The organism is Sphingobacterium sp. HMA12 (assembly GCF_002933815.1).
Taxonomy (GTDB): Bacteria; Bacteroidota; Bacteroidia; order Sphingobacteriales; family Sphingobacteriaceae; genus Sphingobacterium.
In genome coordinates this window covers 163,619-179,336 of sequence record NZ_BEYR01000002.1, presented here as the reverse complement: position 1 = coordinate 179,336, position 15,718 = coordinate 163,619, and the positions used below count along the sequence as shown (strand labels likewise).

Sequence of the window (15,718 nt, the reverse complement as noted above, 5' to 3'; positions counted from 1 at the left end):
AAAAATATGATAGTTTTGACTTAATATTTATTTAATACTTTCAGTTTGCAAAATAACAATATTTCGGGACTTATCATCGGTCAAAATATAATATATCTTGACAAAGTTGCCTCTACAAACGATTATTTAAGAGAATTATTGTCAAATTTCAAGCCACTCGGAGAGGGTACTGCCATTTTAGCAGAAGAACAATTTCAAGGAAAAGGACAACGCGGAAGTACCTGGGTCAGCGAACCTGGAAAAAATCTGACCACATCAATTCTTTTAAAACCTCATTTTTTATCCATAGAACAACAGTTTGCGCTCTCAGCGACAGTAGCAATCGCCGTAGTAAACTGGCTTAAACGCAAGACTAAGCAGGATGTGACCGTCAAATGGCCCAATGACATCTATGTCGGCAGCAAAAAAATAGCGGGCATCCTTATTGAAAATAAATTAAAGGGGGATAAAATTGATGCTTCTATTATCGGAATAGGCATAAATATCAATCAGGTCAATTTTGACACAGCGACAACAATTACTTCGTTATCCATTCTTACGGACAAAGTCGATTATGTCATCAAAGACCTGGCGCCCGAACTTTTCGCAAGTATCCAAACGGAATACAATACCCTTTATACCCAATCGTGGCGTTCCCAATTAGATCATTATAACGAGCTCCTTTTCTGGAAAGGCGAGGAAAAGCCGTTTTTGGTCGCGGGAGAAAAAAAAACCGGGATTATCAAAGCCGTGGGAATCGATGGCCAACTGCAAGTACTTATTGACAACAAGCTGCAGAAATTCAACATCAAGGAGATAAGCCACCTTATATCCTAATCTTTACACAAAATCCAGATAAACCACGGTGGAATATGTTAAATTTGTGAAGCGGACAAATTAAACCTTTATAGACTTTAGTTATCAAAGGTGTATAACGAACTGCAATAATTATTTAGGAAAATGAAAAAATTAGTATTGTTAATAACTGCAGTAATTTTCGCAGTTACCGGAGCCTTCGCTCAAATTCACAAGCCTGTAAAATGGACTGTAGCCAGCAAAAAACTGAACAACAACGAAGCTGTTGTTTATGTCAAAGGGACAATCCAAAACGGATGGCACATCTATTCGCAAAATATTAAAGATGGCGGACCTATCCCCACCTCATTCAATTTTGCTAAAGCTGCTGACTACGCATTGGTAGGTAAAACTGCTGAACCAAAACCAAAAGTAAAACACGAAGACGTGTTCAAAATGGATGTTGGTTACTTCACAAATGAAGTAATCTTTCAACAAAAAGTGAAGTTGAATAAAGGTACTGCAACGGTCAAGGGCACCGTAGAATGGCAGGCTTGTGATGCATCACAATGTCTTCCCCCAGACGAATATGCTTTTGCTGTGACAATCAAATAGTAAAAATGATCATACACGGATAAAATAATAAGGCGATTCTCATCGCCTTTTTCTATTTTTGAAACTGACATCAGAAACAGATACGCATGTTAAAAAACACATTTATTCTACTTTTAATTGCTTTTTTTAGTCTTTCGCTTACAACGACAGCTTTTGCATTTCAACAAGACAGTCTAACGAGTACAGAAGGGCTTCAATTTGAAACTTCACCTGATACCGCACCAGCGGTGGAGGCTGTACCGGACGATCTGGCTTTTTCAGACGCTCCAGACACGACCCTCAGCCAGGATAGCAGCAAATTGGATAAGGCAACGACACATGTTTCTCCCTCGAATTCAGATACAGGAAAAAAATCACTTTGGAGTATTTTTATTGCTGGATTAATCGGTGGTTTTGCCGCGCTTTTGATGCCTTGCATCTTCCCCATGCTTCCGCTGACCGTCAGCTATTTCACCAAGCAGTCGGGTACCCGCGCAAGCGGCATTAGCAAAGCGCTCCTCTATGGTCTTTTTATTATTGTGATATATGTGGCTTTGGGGATGATTATCACAATTGCTTTTGGTTCGGATGCGCTCAATGCTTTATCGACGAATGGCATATTTAATTTCTTGTTTTTTCTATTGCTCGTTGTCTTTGCGGCTTCTTTTTTTGGGGCTTTCGAAATTACTTTACCAAGTTCTTTTGTCAATAAGATGGATGCCAAATCAGATAAAGGGGGGCTTATTGGACTTTTCTTTATGGCGTTCAGCTTATCACTGGTATCTTTTTCCTGTACAGGTCCAATTATTGGCACCTTGCTCGTCGAAGCTGCTTCAAAAGGTGAACGTTTAGGGCCAGCAGTCGGCATGTTGGGTTTTTCCATTGCTTTAGCAATTCCATTCGGCCTGTTTGCCATGTTCCCTTCCATGCTAAAATCACTGCCAAAATCTGGCGGATGGCTCAATTCGGTAAAAGTGGTCCTTGGATTTTTAGAGCTCGCTTTAGCCTTAAAGTTTTTGTCCAACGTGGATCTAGCTTATCATTGGAACTGGTTGGATCGTGAGGTGTTCCTATCCCTTTGGATTGCTATATTCGGTCTTATGGGCTTATACCTCCTCGGCAAGATCAAGTTTTCGCATGATAGCGAACTAAAATTCCTTTCTGTACCACGCACCATACTTGCCATTGTTGTATTCTCCTTTGTCGTTTATATGGTTCCTGGTCTTTGGGGTGCTCCATTGAAATCTATCTCTGCTTTCTTACCACCTTCCGCAACTCAGGACTTTGATCTTTCGGCGGGTGTTGCAAGTGCTCCTGCTCACAGTGATGGCAAAATAAAAAAATACGCCGAAATATTCCATGAGCGTGGCACACCTAAAGGGTTTGATCCCTACTACGATTATGATCAAGCTCTGGAAGCTGCAAAAGAGCTGAACAAACCTGTGTTGATAGATTTTACCGGCTGGAACTGTGTCAATTGCCGAAAAATGGAGGCAAACGTATGGACTGACCCCGCTGTTGCGAAGCTATTAAAAGAGGAATTTGTGATGGCTGAACTCTTTGTTGATGATAAAACAGAATTGCCTGCGAATGAACAATCCATTTCGAAGTATAGTGGAAAGAAAATTAAAACAATCGGCAATAAAAACAGTGATTTCCAGGCATCAACTTTCAATAGCAACTCGCAGCCTTTATATGTCATTGTCGATGCTTCTGGAACGGTATTAGTACCACAAACTGGCGCAAACTATAATATCGAACAATACAAAGCTTTTTTGCAAAGCGGTATTGACGCTTTTAAAGCAAAGAAATAAGCGGCCCATCCTTGGGCTGCTTAAATAGCTTGTTATAATTGTTAGGCCCTATTATAAAATTTACATGAAGTTTAATCCTCATTTAGATTAAATGCGTATCAGAAGGCTATTATTTAATTATTTTTAAGTGTTTCAGAACTTTTAATAACGGAAATATAATTGTATATAAGCACAAAAATAGCTAAGTTTGAGTACGTATGAGTAACATTAAAAAAATTGCTGTTTTGACATCTGGAGGAGATGCTCCAGGAATGAATGCTGGTATTCGCGCTGTTGTGAGAGCGGGTATCTATAACAATCTTGAAGTATTTGGCGTACGCAGAGGTTATGATGGTTTGGTAAATGGTGAAATTATCCCCATGGATGCCAAATCTGTGGCCAATATCATACAACGTGGCGGAACGATCTTAAAAACTGCCCGCAGCGAAGCTTTCAAGACCATAGAAGGACGTAAACAAGCTTATGATAATTTACGCAGCCATGGAATCGACGCAATGGTTGTTATCGGTGGTGACGGAACATTTACAGGTGCATCAAAATTCATTGACGAGTTTGACTTTCCAATTATCGGTCTACCGGGCACAATCGACAATGATCTGGCCGGAACAGACTTCACTATTGGCTATGATACAGCAATAAACACTGTTATTCAGGCTGTAGATAAGATCCGTGACACCGCAGAATCCCATGACCGTGTTTTTGTGATCGAAGTTATGGGACGTGATTCTGGCTTGATCGCCATCCGTTCTGGTATAAGTACCGGTGCTGAAGCGGTATTGGTTCCCGAGTTTGAAGTGGATTACGATGCTATCATGAAAAGGTTGGATAAGAGCCGGAAGAATAAATCTTCACGCATCATTATCGTTGCCGAAGGAGACAAAGAAGGTGGAATGGTTGTTTCTGAAAAAATAAAAGAAAATTTCCCGCATTATGATGTAAGGCTCTCTATTTTAGGCCACATCCAACGTGGTGGAAGCCCAACATGTATGGACCGTGTATTGGCCAGTAGACTTGGTGTTGCCGCAGTAGAAGCGCTTGTTGCAGGTCGTAGAGGAGAAATGGCCGGATTAATCTGTAGCGAAGTTAGATTCACGCCTTTCAAGAGCGCGATTAAACATAACGTAAAACTTAACGAAGATCTACTTCGTATCATTGAAATACTTTCCTTATAAGGGCAGTTTTTCAATCGGATGTATAAAAAAACGCGCATGATATTCATTTCATGCGCGTTTTTTATCTTTCAAATTGGACAATACTACCCGATCAGCTTTTACATGATCTTGAAATGCCTATTTCAGGAGTCTATTGAGATATTCTTCATTCACGGCAGGTAATTGAATTGTCTGTCCGGCCTTAGCCATTGAATCCGCAAAATGATTGGTATTTACGATCGCTTGCTCATAGGCTTTGACAACCTGATCGGAAATATACAAAGACTTCGGGTCCTTGATATCAACTAGATATTGATTATCCGCTAAAGACACATGGTGATAGAAGCGATAGGCAGCTGCCTTCAACAGCCCCAGTTCGTTTTGTGACAACTCATCTATCCGCGCATTTGGCGGTAATGTCACATCTATAAATTCCGTCCCCTTCGCCAGTGCTTCAATGGAATGATCCAAAGGGATTGCACTGAGCGCCTCCAGGTTTACCACTGGTACGCCATTTTCTTTCTTCGAATTACAGGCAACAGCAAAAATAGCCAAGGCCATGACCAATATCAGTTTTTTTCTCATTTTATGCCATTTTGAGTGCACTCCACTCCATTCAATCGTCCCACGAACAGCCGAATAAATGATTCGCTGCGACAAGATTGGTCGTAAAGAACATTTTTTTGAGAGTTCATCCTCCAGACAAAGATAGTTAAAAGATCAATAGCAGGCTTCTTAACTAAAAACACCTATTTAAAATCTCTCACAAAAAAAGATTCTAAATAGGTGCCTTCGTATATCAGTCCCGGACCGAAAGATTGGTTTATTTTAATAGTTCTGCCAATTTAGCTTCCAAAGCTTCTCCTCTTAGATTTGATGCGACAATTTTACCTGATGGATCAATTAAGAAGTTCTGTGGAATTCCACGTACTTCATACAATTTCACAGGAGCCGATTTCCAGCCCTGTAAATCGGACACATGCGGCCATTGTTGCAAATTATCGTCATGAATCGCTTTTAGCCAGGCATCCTTTTTACCCGGATTGTCTAAGGAAACGCCAAAAACAGTAAATCCTTTATCTTTAAATTTATTAAATGCGGCAACGACGTTCGGGTTTTCGTGACGACAAGGGCCACACCAGCTTGCCCAAAAATCCAATAACACGTATTTTCCTCGAAGTGAAGATAAAGATACATTATTACCTGTAGTATCCGGCAATGTAAAATCAGGAGCTACCGAACCTATCGCAACAGCTTTCAATTTTTGAATACGCTCGGCCAATTCTTTACCTTTTTCAGAATTTTTTAATTCCGGAGACAGTTTCTCGAAAGAAGCTACATACTCGTTCACATTTTCGCCGCTTACATTTTCAGCAAGCAGATCCAAAGTATACCAGCTTTTTGGATTCTTATTGATAAATTCGGCATCAGCCTTCTCCATCTTTTCAGAAATCTCTCCAGCTTGTTTTTGCAAACCCTCAATAAATTTTGGGTCTTGTTTTTGAGCTTCGGACGCTGCAAAATATTGTTGGTTCAAAGCTTCAAATCCATCCGAATAAGGTTTCACAAAAGCTTTGTATTGTGTGAAGTCATCATTGATCGCCGTACCTGTGATGACAGCATCTTTAAACCCTTTGGACGCATCTACTTTGATCACACCTTTGGACAAATACAATTGTGCCGTTTCGGGTTGTTTTTGAGCACCTCTTAACTCTCCGAAAGAAAGTCCTTCCGGCGAGTAGATCATCACACCTTTAGTTGGCGTAGCTACCTGTCCATTAAACTTAAACTCACCTTTGACCACAGCAGCGGAATCAATCTGACGGGTACCACTATTCGCGTATTGCATGAATACTTTCGCTTTGTCAGAAGCTGCATTCACTTTTCCAGTCACCGTATAGCTTTCTTGCGCCATCAATAAGGCCGGTAAAAAGCTTAAACCCATTAATATTCCCTTTTTCATAATTATATACTTCCCATAAATGTAAAACATTTCCTGTGTACTGGCATGCTATTTAACATTATTTAGCAAAGTTGTTACCAACGTCCGGAAGCACCGCCGCCTCCAAAATCACCCCCGCCAAATCCGCCGAATCCACCGCCGGATCCGCCGCCAAAACCGCCACCGCCACCTCGGCTGCCACCACCGAGGCCATTAAGCAATGTCCACCAGAAAATATCGGAAGAGCCACGGCCATTCATTACTCGTCCACCACCTTTTCCGCCGCCACCGCGATTTGAAAACATCACGACAAGAAATATGACGACAATAATGACAAATATGATTGATCCCGATCCGCCGCCGTTTGGCTGTTTAGGATCAGCTTTATACTCACCCTTGGCATAGGAAATCAGGGAATTCGTTGCTTTGTCAACTCCACTGTAATAATCACCCTGACGAAATGCCGGTTTGATGTCATTCTCTATAATACGATAAGCAATCGCATCCGGCACCGCCCCTTCAATCCCATAGCCGGTCTGAATTGTCACAGCCCGATCTCCTAATGCTGCCAGCAATAGAATACCATTATTGTACTTTTTATTACCAACACCCCATTTCTTCGCCAGACGGACCGCATAATCTGAAATATCATACCCCCCGGTAGAGTTCAGCATAACCACAGCGATCTGTGTAGATGTTGAATCTTCAAATGCCAACAGCTTTTGTTCCAGTAACTGTCTCTGACTGGCAGTCAATGTATTGGTGTAATCATTGACAAGTCTATTCGGTGTCTCCGGAAAATCCTGAGCAACGGCCGTCACGAGAGCCAGCGCCCAAAGCAACATCACCATAACCGGAATTCGAACCCGAGAAAATAATTTTGACATAAATTTTATTTTTTATTGACTAGCGATCACCAAAAACGATGTCATTTGGAAGTTCATTGATATCGTCGTGTTCCCTGGGAAAGAATTTCGCCAACTGTTTGCCCGCATGTTCAATTCCCTTCACCAGTCCCTCCACAATATTATTCCCGCGGAACTCCTCGACCATAACATCTTTGGTGCAATTCCAAAAATCGCTTTCTACGCGTTGATGAATTCCTTTATCACCAATGATAGAAAATTTATGGTCCTCCAATGCAATGTAAATAAGAACACCATTTTTCAGCACGGTTTTATGCATGCCTAATTTAGAAAAATAGTATGTTGCGCGATCGTGAACTTCATCAGGACAATGATTTTCTATCACAACCCGAATTTCTCCTGATGTTTCGTTTTCAGCCACATTAATGGCATGAACGACTTTTTCTTGTTCTTCAGCATTTAAAGCCATAGTATAGTATCTTCTGTTATTTCTGCGTTTAAGCGCCCGTCCAACTGACGATGCCTCTATCCAGACTACCTGTAAACATTCTTTATAAAAAATGGATGAAGGGCCCATACGCAAGCCGCATCATCCATCCTTTCGTCCACTTCTAACAAAGATTTTATTAGAATGATACGGTTGGCGCTTTGTCTGAGCCCGGAGCAGCTGTGAATGTGCCCTTGGCTTTAAATCCAAACATGCCCGCCATTAAATTATTTGGAAAGCTACGTACAGTGGTATTATACTGTTGTACAGCTTCATTATATGATCTACGCTCCGTTGAGATACGATTTTCCGTTCCTTCTAACTGTGCCTGTAATTCCAAAAAGTTTTGGTTCGCTTTCAAGTCCGGATAAGCTTCCACCGAAGCCAATAGGCGGCTCAAAGAACCACTGAACTCATCCTGTACTTTTTGGAATTTAGCGATATTCTCTTCTGATAAATCATCCGCATTAATGGTAACCGAGGTTGCTTTTGCGCGCGCTTCAACTACAGCTGTTAACGTGCTTTCCTCATGTTTCGCAGCACCTTTTACAGTGTTCACCAAGTTTGGCACCAAATCCGCCCGACGTTGGTAAGCATTTTCAACCTGTGCCCATTTCCCTTTGACATTCTCATCTTGAGAAACCATCGTATTGTAACCACATGAGTTTAATGATACTAATGCGAATAAACCGCATAGGGCTACTAAAAATCTTTTCATTTTCATTGTTCAAAGAATTAAATACTATTCAAATTATACGGATACACTATCAAAGCATATACCAAGCTCTTACTAAGATAAGAATATTTTTATTTCCAAATCGGCAAACAGCCAATATTCCGTAACTTTGTGGCGGTTTTGGGATAAAAACCCAGCCCTTTTATCTTATGCAAAAAGAAATTGAAATTGCTATCCTTCCCGAAAAAATAGAAGATCAGCAATATATCCTACAAGAAGGTGTAAAAGCATTACGCCTAAAACCACAACAGGTCAAAGGATTTAAAATTCGCAAACGTTCTATTGATGCCCGCGGTAGACAGGTGGTTTATAGGGCACGGGTCATTTATTACATCGACGAATTCCCTTTGCCTGAGCTATATGAAAACCATTTTAAATCTGCCCGGACGGGAAAACCCGTCATCATCATCGGTGCTGGCCCCGCAGGTTTATTCGCCGCGATCCGCTGTATTGAGCGTGGTCTCAAACCAATTGTCGTTGAAAGAGGAAAGAAAGTACAGGACCGAAGACGCGATCTTGCGAAGCTAAACCGCGAGGGTACTGTGAACCCCGAATCCAACTATTGTTTTGGGGAAGGTGGCGCAGGGACCTATTCTGATGGTAAGCTCTATACCCGCTCCAATAAAAGAGGCGACGTGGACAAAGTCCTTAAGCTTTTTGTATCTCATGGAGCGACAACGGACATTTTAGTGAATGCCCGCCCCCACATCGGCACGAACAAGCTCCCTCATATTATTGAAGCGATGCGGGAGAGTGTGATCGAATTTGGAGGTGAGTTTCTTTTCGATCAACGTGTAGATGATATATTGGAATCCTTTGGTCAGGTCCGTGGGGTAAAATTAGCCAGTGGAGAAGAAATCAAAGCCAATCATGTTATTGTAGCCACGGGCCACTCCGCGCGTGATATTTTCGAACTTTTTCATCGCAACAACTGGCTGATTGAAGCAAAGGCTTTTGCGCTGGGTGTCCGCATAGAACATCCACAGACTATTATTGATCAGGCTCAATATCATTGTCAGGTCAGAAGTGAACATTTGCCGCCAGCCTATTATAGTCTGGTCGAGCAGGTTAATGATCGTGGTGTTTTTTCATTTTGTATGTGTCCGGGCGGCGTTATTGCTCCCTGTGCAACTGATTATAATGAAATCGTCGTCAATGGCTGGTCTCCATCTAAACGGAATAATCCACATGCCAATTCAGGCACTGTCATTCAGATCAATCTCGAAGACGTACCTAATGCCCTAAATAATCCCTTTGCTTTACTTGATTTTCAAAAGCAGATTGAACGTAAAGCTTTCGAGGTTGGTGGAGGAAGTCTTGTTGCACCCGCACAACGAATGGTTGACTTCGTCGAAGGACGGGTATCCATGGATCTACCGGAAAATTCGTATAAACCCGGAACTTCTTCGGCGGACTTGCGAGAGGTTTTACCAACTTTTGTGCATGAAGCGCTTCGGGGTGCCCTTCCAATATTTGGTAAAAAGATGAAAGGCTACTATACGAATGAAGCTATTCTGGTTGGCGTAGAATCGAGGACATCTTCGCCTATACGCATCCCTCGAAATAAAGAGAATTTGCAACACCCTCAGGTCAAAGGACTTTACCCTTGTGGTGAAGGAGCTGGCTATGCTGGCGGCATTATCTCGGCCGCAATAGATGGAATTAATTGTGTTGACGCTATTGATTTAAGTTAAGATTTTTTATTTTTTCTCTTGCAGAATAAGAAGAAATCCCTTACTTTTGTAGCATCAACGCGAAAGTAGCTCAGTTGGTAGAGCACAACCTTGCCAAGGTTGGGGTCGCGAGTTCGAATCTCGTCTTTCGCTCCAAATAAAAAAAGCTTCCAAAATTTGGAAGCTTTTTTTATTTATTCTTTTAGCTTAATTTACGCCCTTCCCCCAAGCTCATAATTGAGCTGTTGAAAAAAGACAACAAGCCCACCAATACAACAATAAGACCCGCAATAATAAATGCCATCGCCACTCCGATTGCATCTGCGATAAAGCCTGTAAATAGGAGTCCTATCATACTTGGTAAAATTGCAATGCTAAAGTAAAGCGAGAATACACGCCCCAACATTTCCGCCGGTACCTGTTCCTGAATAATTGTCATAAATGAGGCCGAAAAAATGGACATTGAAACTCCGCCCAGGCCGGTCATAATGACGAAGGGAATAAACCAGGTGGAGGGAAACCAACCCGATAGGGCAAATGTGAGTCCCAAAACGATATGCATGCTATTAACCAATACCACTTTGGACATCGATACTTTTGCAAGCCCAAGAAAGCTCCCCCCAATGAGCATACCTATCCCCCAAATAATCTCAATAATGCTCATTTCCCACTTACCACCACTATAATGACCAATGGTCAATAACGGAAACATAATCGCAACAGGCATAATACAGAAAGTCGCCACCATAGCATAAAGAAATAACATCTTTAAGCCCTTATTATGATAGATCGCTCCCATTCCTTGTTTGAGATCATCCAAAACGGCAGCAATCGAAGGCTTCACATCCGATCGGGAAAGATGTGGGATAGTGACGAAGAGCAACGATGTGATGGCCACCGCGGCACCAATCACATCCAGGTAAAGCACCTGTGACATCGTGAAATAGCTAATTGCCAATGCCCCCAATGCAGGCCCCGCAATACTACTTACTGACTGTAGCATCTGATTAATCCCCGATACACGCAATAACTTATCTTCGGGAACAAGCAACGGCGCGATTGCCTGCATCGCCGGCGAATGAAATGCTGAACCGATCGAACGACAGGCCATCAATAGATAAATCAAAAACATATTGGTACCATCGCTTTTTAGCACGAATGTCATCCCTAAGGTACAGAGGGCAATGAAGCCATCAGCGAAGATCATGACTTTCTTTCTATCCCAACGGTCTATATAAACACCGGCAAATGGTCCGATAATCGCCTGTGGCAACAAACCGGCAATAGCAGCAAAAGCCAACACCTCCGCAGACTTGTGCGTCAAACTCAACCAGATCATGATCGAAAAGTTGACTGCAGAACTGGACAGTAAGGAAATAAACTGTCCAATCCATATATAACTATAGGTACGAAACCAGTTATTTTTTTCCATAAAATTTTAAATAAAAAAATACAACAGATGTATGATCACGAATGACCAGCACATTAAAATAAAACGTTTATAACACATACCGAATCAACAAATGAATACCGGATCGCACGCGCCGAGTATCGGACTTGTACAAGCTGCAAGTAGATACTTCAGAGAGAAACAATCCATTCATTAAGCGAATAGATGTGGCCAGTGGAGAATTTAGAAACGTAAATGAGCTATAAAACCCAAGGTTTATAAGCGTAAGCTGTATATAAAGATATGTTCATAACGACACAAAAGTAAGAGAAATGAAGCAAAAACACAACTCAATGGATGCATGCTATCTCAAAAGCATTTTCACTAAAAAATATTCACCAAAAAAATAAGGCGTTTACCAAAGTAGTAAACGCCTTATTATGTTTATAGTTTGTGTGATTTGTTTAGTTCGTTCTTAGACTTTCTTCCACAAGCTCTTCGACATATTTCCGAACAACCTCATTTGAAAAACGAGTCGTTACATCAAATGCAAAGGCATGTACAAGTAAAATGCGTGCTGATTCTTCACCGATTCCACGCGCTCTCAAATAAAACAGAGCTTCATTATCAAACTGACCGATCGTACATCCATGTGAACATTTCACGTCATCCGCAAAAATTTCCAATTGAGGTTTCGTATAAACCGCTGAATTATCCGACATTAACATATTATTGTTCTGTTGGAAAGCATTGGTTTTCTGTGCATCTTCACGAACGAAGATCTTTCCGTTGAAAACAGCCGTAGATTTATCCTGTGTAATATTCTTATACCATTCGTAAGACTCACAATGCGGCTTAAGATGATCCACAACAGTGTGATTATCGACCAATTGATCCCCTGCAGTCAGGTTAATACCATACAGATGACTTTCTACATTTTCAGCATCCAAACGCACATTAATATTATTGCGGATAAAGGATGCTCCAGGGAAATTGCAGTTGTAATTATTGTAAAGGCTATATTTCTCTTGGTATACTTCTGTATGATTAAAGTAACGGCTTACAGACTCAGCTACTTGAAGATAGTAATGTTGAACTTTAGCATTCTCTTTTACTACAATTTCCGAAACTTTATTATGCACATTGCTTGCAGCACCATCTGCTGTAATAAAGCTCTCAATCAGTTCAAGTTCAGCATTAGCTTCAACAACAACCAGATTCCGTGTTTGTGCAAAGAAATCTTCTTTCCCAGTCGCTACATGGATAATCTGAATAGGCTTATCAAGCACAACTCCTTTTTTCAAATGGATAAATACACCATTCGTAAAGGCAGCTGTGTTAAGCGCCACCATGATATTATCGGACTTGTCAGCGTATTTAGCGAAATGTGCCTGAAATGCAGGTTCAGTAGCAGCGTCATCCATCGGAATAACAACAAGTCCTTTTACCTTTTCCAGCTCACTCACGGCCAATACATACTGGCCATTAACCAGAATAATACGGTACGCATCCAAATTCGGAATCTCTCCCGCACTAAAATCCAAGCCCTCGATATCCACATCTACATCAAGCGCATAAGGCTTATTGACAATACTGTGGATGTTTGTATATTTCCATTCTTCATTCTTAACTGTGGGAAAGCCTGCTGCTTCGAAACGTTCGAATGCTTGTTGACGCGCCTCTGCAAAGAAAGCAGGTTCGTCTGAAACACTTTGCTCTTTAAAAGCTCCCAACACTTGTTGAAGTAATGATTCTGAAACTAATGTACTCATGTTATTTTTTAATCAAATCGCCAAAATTCTCTTCCACTCCTATTTTACCGGTGTAAAAGATTAAGCGTTTTGTGTATCATATTCTTTTAACCAATCGTATCCTTTTTCTTCAAGCTCTAAAGCCAATTCTTTCGGGCCCGATTTCACGATACGGCCATTGTATAATACGTGAACAAAATCTGGAACGATGTAATCCAATAAACGTTGGTAGTGCGTAATAACAATAAAAGCATTGTCTTTAGAACGCAGCTCATTCACACCATTTGCAACAATGCGAAGTGCATCGATATCCAAACCTGAATCGGTCTCATCCAAAATTGACAATTTAGGATTCAACATCGCCAATTGAAAAATCTCGTTACGTTTTTTCTCACCACCAGAGAATCCTTCATTCAAAGAACGGTTAGCTAAGTTGGCTGAAAATTCAACTAGTTTTTGCTTATCTTTTACCATTTGCAAGAACTCTTTAGCTTCCATCGGAGGCAAGCCTTTATATTCACGGATATCATTCACCGCCGTTTTTAGGAAATTGATATTTGATACGCCTGGGATTTCAACAGGGTATTGGAATGCCAGGAACAGACCCTCGCGGGCACGGTCTTCCGGAGAAAGATCCAATAGATCCACTCCATCCAATAAAGCAGAACCCTCACTCACTTCGTATGATTCACGTCCGGCCAATACATTACCTAGGGTACTCTTTCCAGCTCCATTAGGCCCCATAATAGCGTGGACTTCCCCTGCTTTAACTTCTAGGTTTAATCCCTTTAATATTTGTTTGTCTTCTACAGACGCATGTAAATTTTTAATGCTTAACATTTTATTCTTATTGAGTATTGAACGATATGCCAGTATGAGCTGGCTAGCTCAATTATTTTTTATCTATCCTACTGAACCTTCTAAAGAAATCGCCAATAATTTCTGTGCCTCAACAGCAAATTCCATTGGCAACTGATTTAACACTTCTTTGGCATAACCATTAACAATTAATCCCACTGCTTTTTCAGAATCTATACCACGTTGATTCAGATAAAACACTTGATCTTCACCAATTTTTGAAGTAGTCGCTTCATGCTCTAATTTTGCAGTCTTATTGCGGTTTTCAATATATGGGAACGTATGTGCACCACATCTATCACCGATCAATAGCGAATCACATTGGGTAAAGTTTCGGGAATTATCTGCATTAGGTCCGATTTTCACCAAACCTCTGTAGCTATTATGGCTTTTTCCAGCGGAGATTCCTTTGGAAACAATTTTAGATTTCGTGTTCTTACCTAAGTGGATCATTTTTGTTCCGGTATCAGCAACTTGGTAATTACGGGTCATCGCTACCGAGTAAAACTCACCGATTGAGTTATCTCCTTTTAGGATGACACCTGGATACTTCCAGGTAATTGCCGATCCGGTTTCTACCTGTGTCCATGAAATCTTGCTATTATCACCTCTACATATCCCGCGTTTGGTTACAAAGTTAAAAATACCACCTTTACCATCTTTATCACCCGGATACCAGTTCTGTACAGTAGAGTATTTGATCTCTGCGTCGCGCTCTGCAATCAATTCCACTACCGCAGCGTGTAATTGGTTCTCATCACGCATCGGAGCAGTACAGCCTTCCAAATACGATACGTAAGCCCCTTCGTCCGCAACGATTAAGGTACGTTCGAACTGACCTGTATTTTGTGCGTTAATACGGAAATAAGTTGACAGCTCCATCGGACATTTCACTCCTTTTGGAACATAAACAAAAGATCCATCCGAAAACACGGCGGAGTTTAGCGCGGCATAAATATTGTCTGTTTGAGGAACCACTGTGCCCAAATATTTCTTTACGAGATCAGGATGCTCTTGTACAGCTTCGCCAAATGAACAAAAGATCACCCCCTGCTCCTTCAGCTTCTCGCGGAAAGTCGTCTTTACCGATACCGAATCAAAAACTGCATCAACAGCTACCACACCTGCCAAAATCTTTTGCTCATCCAAAGGAATACCCAACTTTTCAAAAGTAGCAATCAACTCAGGATCAACTTCATCCATAGAATTTAACTGCGGTTTTGCCTTTGGGGCAGCATAATAAGATAGATCTTGAAAATCAATCTCTGGAGCTCTGAAATTTTGCCAAGTAGGCATCTTTAACGTCAAGAAATGACGAAAAGCTTTCAATCTCCACTCCAATAACCATTCAGGCTCATTCTTTTTTGCCGAAATAAAACGCACCGTTTCCTCTGTAAGGCCTTTGGCTGCGATTTCCATTTCGATATCTGTCGTGAACCCGTATTTATATTCTTCGAGCTCCAGCTCTTTTAATAAATCGTCGTCTTTAGTACTCATATTTCGCTCTCACGGTTTAACTAATTCGGGAGGGGTTTAGCCTCCGCAACTATCGAACTGCAAAGTTACAATTTCAAAGCCAATAAAATACATTTTATGTACCCTCAAACAGGTATTTTTAATAAAAAAATGACATTTATCACTCCATTTCATTGAAATGCGCACATTTCAAACGATTATGACAG

Annotated in this window: 14 protein-coding genes and 1 tRNA gene; 6 read left to right on the top strand and 9 right to left on the bottom strand. The window is 41.1% G+C overall.

All coding sequences use genetic code 11. The features are described 5' to 3' along the window. The first annotated feature begins 45 nt into the window (after positions 1-45). The 4 genes from HMAT_RS14470 to pfkA all read left to right on the top strand — a co-directional run bounded on the left by HMAT_RS14470 (position 46) and on the right by pfkA (position 4,354). The gene (locus HMAT_RS14470) at positions 46-816 is read left to right on the top strand and encodes a biotin--[acetyl-CoA-carboxylase] ligase (protein WP_233789322.1); all 771 of its coding nucleotides are present in this window, start codon (positions 46-48) and stop codon (positions 814-816) included. 123 nt (positions 817-939) lie between these two features. After that, a complete protein-coding gene (locus HMAT_RS14465) occupies positions 940-1,389 on the top strand; it encodes a protein-disulfide reductase DsbD N-terminal domain-containing protein (protein ID WP_104383575.1) in 450 nt (149 codons plus the stop codon). Between the two features lie 86 nt (positions 1,390-1,475). Then, positions 1,476-3,182 carry a protein-disulfide reductase DsbD gene (locus HMAT_RS14460; RefSeq protein WP_104383574.1) on the top strand — a complete coding sequence of 569 codons (1,707 nt, stop codon included), beginning with the start codon at positions 1,476-1,478 and terminating at the stop codon, positions 3,180-3,182. A 197-nt stretch (positions 3,183-3,379) separates the two neighbouring features. Further along, positions 3,380-4,354: a 6-phosphofructokinase gene (pfkA, locus tag HMAT_RS14455; RefSeq protein WP_104383573.1), complete on the top strand. Its 975-nt coding sequence runs from the start codon at positions 3,380-3,382 to the stop codon at positions 4,352-4,354. Positions 4,355-4,471: 117 nt separating this feature from the next. Here pfkA and HMAT_RS14450 read toward each other — a convergent pair whose 3' ends face one another. The 5 genes from HMAT_RS14450 to HMAT_RS14430 all read right to left on the bottom strand — a co-directional run bounded on the left by HMAT_RS14450 (position 4,472) and on the right by HMAT_RS14430 (position 8,346). Further along, positions 4,472-4,918, bottom strand: coding sequence for a hypothetical protein (locus HMAT_RS14450; protein ID WP_104383572.1), 447 nt, complete (start codon positions 4,916-4,918; stop codon positions 4,472-4,474). Between the two features lie 238 nt (positions 4,919-5,156). Next, positions 5,157-6,296: a TlpA disulfide reductase family protein gene (locus tag HMAT_RS14445; RefSeq protein ID WP_104383571.1), complete on the bottom strand. Its 1,140-nt coding sequence runs from the start codon at positions 6,294-6,296 to the stop codon at positions 5,157-5,159. Between the two features lie 74 nt (positions 6,297-6,370). Beyond that, on the bottom strand, positions 6,371-7,162 hold the full coding sequence (locus HMAT_RS14440) for a YgcG family protein (protein WP_233789314.1): 792 nt from the start codon (positions 7,160-7,162) through the stop codon (positions 6,371-6,373). A gap of 19 nt (positions 7,163-7,181) precedes the next feature. Then, positions 7,182-7,610, bottom strand: a complete 429-nt coding sequence (locus HMAT_RS14435; protein ID WP_104384008.1) for a TPM domain-containing protein — start codon at positions 7,608-7,610, stop codon at positions 7,182-7,184. Positions 7,611-7,767: 157 nt separating this feature from the next. Further along, positions 7,768-8,346 (bottom strand): LemA family protein, encoded by a 579-nt coding sequence (locus tag HMAT_RS14430; protein ID WP_046673163.1) that lies wholly within the window; start codon positions 8,344-8,346, stop codon positions 7,768-7,770. Between the two features lie 167 nt (positions 8,347-8,513). Between HMAT_RS14430 and HMAT_RS14425 the strand changes: the two genes are divergently transcribed. Both HMAT_RS14425 and HMAT_RS14420 read left to right on the top strand, forming a co-directional pair. Continuing rightward, positions 8,514-10,058 (top strand): NAD(P)/FAD-dependent oxidoreductase, encoded by a 1,545-nt coding sequence (locus tag HMAT_RS14425; protein WP_104383569.1) that lies wholly within the window; start codon positions 8,514-8,516, stop codon positions 10,056-10,058. Positions 10,059-10,117: 59 nt separating this feature from the next. Next, positions 10,118-10,193 (top strand) — tRNA-Gly (locus tag HMAT_RS14420). A gap of 46 nt (positions 10,194-10,239) precedes the next feature. Here the strand turns inward: HMAT_RS14420 and HMAT_RS14415 are convergent. The 4 genes from HMAT_RS14415 to sufB all read right to left on the bottom strand — a co-directional run bounded on the left by HMAT_RS14415 (position 10,240) and on the right by sufB (position 15,533). Next, on the bottom strand, positions 10,240-11,469 hold the full coding sequence (locus HMAT_RS14415; RefSeq protein ID WP_104383568.1) for an MFS transporter: 1,230 nt from the start codon (positions 11,467-11,469) through the stop codon (positions 10,240-10,242). 422 nt (positions 11,470-11,891) lie between these two features. Further along, complete coding sequence (gene sufD / locus HMAT_RS14410) at positions 11,892-13,199, bottom strand: Fe-S cluster assembly protein SufD (protein WP_104383567.1); 1,308 nt, start codon at positions 13,197-13,199, stop codon at positions 11,892-11,894. 60 nt (positions 13,200-13,259) lie between these two features. Beyond that, the gene (sufC, locus tag HMAT_RS14405; protein WP_104383566.1) at positions 13,260-14,018 is read right to left on the bottom strand and encodes a Fe-S cluster assembly ATPase SufC; all 759 of its coding nucleotides are present in this window, start codon (positions 14,016-14,018) and stop codon (positions 13,260-13,262) included. Positions 14,019-14,081: 63 nt separating this feature from the next. After that, positions 14,082-15,533: a Fe-S cluster assembly protein SufB gene (gene sufB, locus HMAT_RS14400; RefSeq protein ID WP_104383565.1), complete on the bottom strand. Its 1,452-nt coding sequence runs from the start codon at positions 15,531-15,533 to the stop codon at positions 14,082-14,084. Between the last annotated feature and the right edge of the window lie 185 nt (positions 15,534-15,718).

Coding starts and splice junctions, on each gene's coding strand:
- HMAT_RS14465 (WP_104383575.1), top strand. CDS start 940: ATGAAAAAATTAGTATTGTTAATAACTGCAGTAATTTTCGCAGTTACC.
- HMAT_RS14460 (WP_104383574.1), top strand. CDS start 1,476: ATGTTAAAAAACACATTTATTCTACTTTTAATTGCTTTTTTTAGTCTT.
- pfkA (WP_104383573.1), top strand. CDS start 3,380: ATGAGTAACATTAAAAAAATTGCTGTTTTGACATCTGGAGGAGATGCT.
- HMAT_RS14450 (WP_104383572.1), bottom strand. CDS start 4,918: ATGAGAAAAAAACTGATATTGGTCATGGCCTTGGCTATTTTTGCTGTT.
- HMAT_RS14445 (WP_104383571.1), bottom strand. CDS start 6,296: ATGAAAAAGGGAATATTAATGGGTTTAAGCTTTTTACCGGCCTTATTG.
- HMAT_RS14440 (WP_233789314.1), bottom strand. CDS start 7,162: ATGTCAAAATTATTTTCTCGGGTTCGAATTCCGGTTATGGTGATGTTG.
- HMAT_RS14435 (WP_104384008.1), bottom strand. CDS start 7,610: ATGGCTTTAAATGCTGAAGAACAAGAAAAAGTCGTTCATGCCATTAAT.
- HMAT_RS14430 (WP_046673163.1), bottom strand. CDS start 8,346: ATGAAAAGATTTTTAGTAGCCCTATGCGGTTTATTCGCATTAGTATCA.
- HMAT_RS14425 (WP_104383569.1), top strand. CDS start 8,514: ATGCAAAAAGAAATTGAAATTGCTATCCTTCCCGAAAAAATAGAAGAT.
- HMAT_RS14415 (WP_104383568.1), bottom strand. CDS start 11,469: ATGGAAAAAAATAACTGGTTTCGTACCTATAGTTATATATGGATTGGA.
- sufD (WP_104383567.1), bottom strand. CDS start 13,199: ATGAGTACATTAGTTTCAGAATCATTACTTCAACAAGTGTTGGGAGCT.
- sufC (WP_104383566.1), bottom strand. CDS start 14,018: ATGTTAAGCATTAAAAATTTACATGCGTCTGTAGAAGACAAACAAATA.
- sufB (WP_104383565.1), bottom strand. CDS start 15,533: ATGAGTACTAAAGACGACGATTTATTAAAAGAGCTGGAGCTCGAAGAA.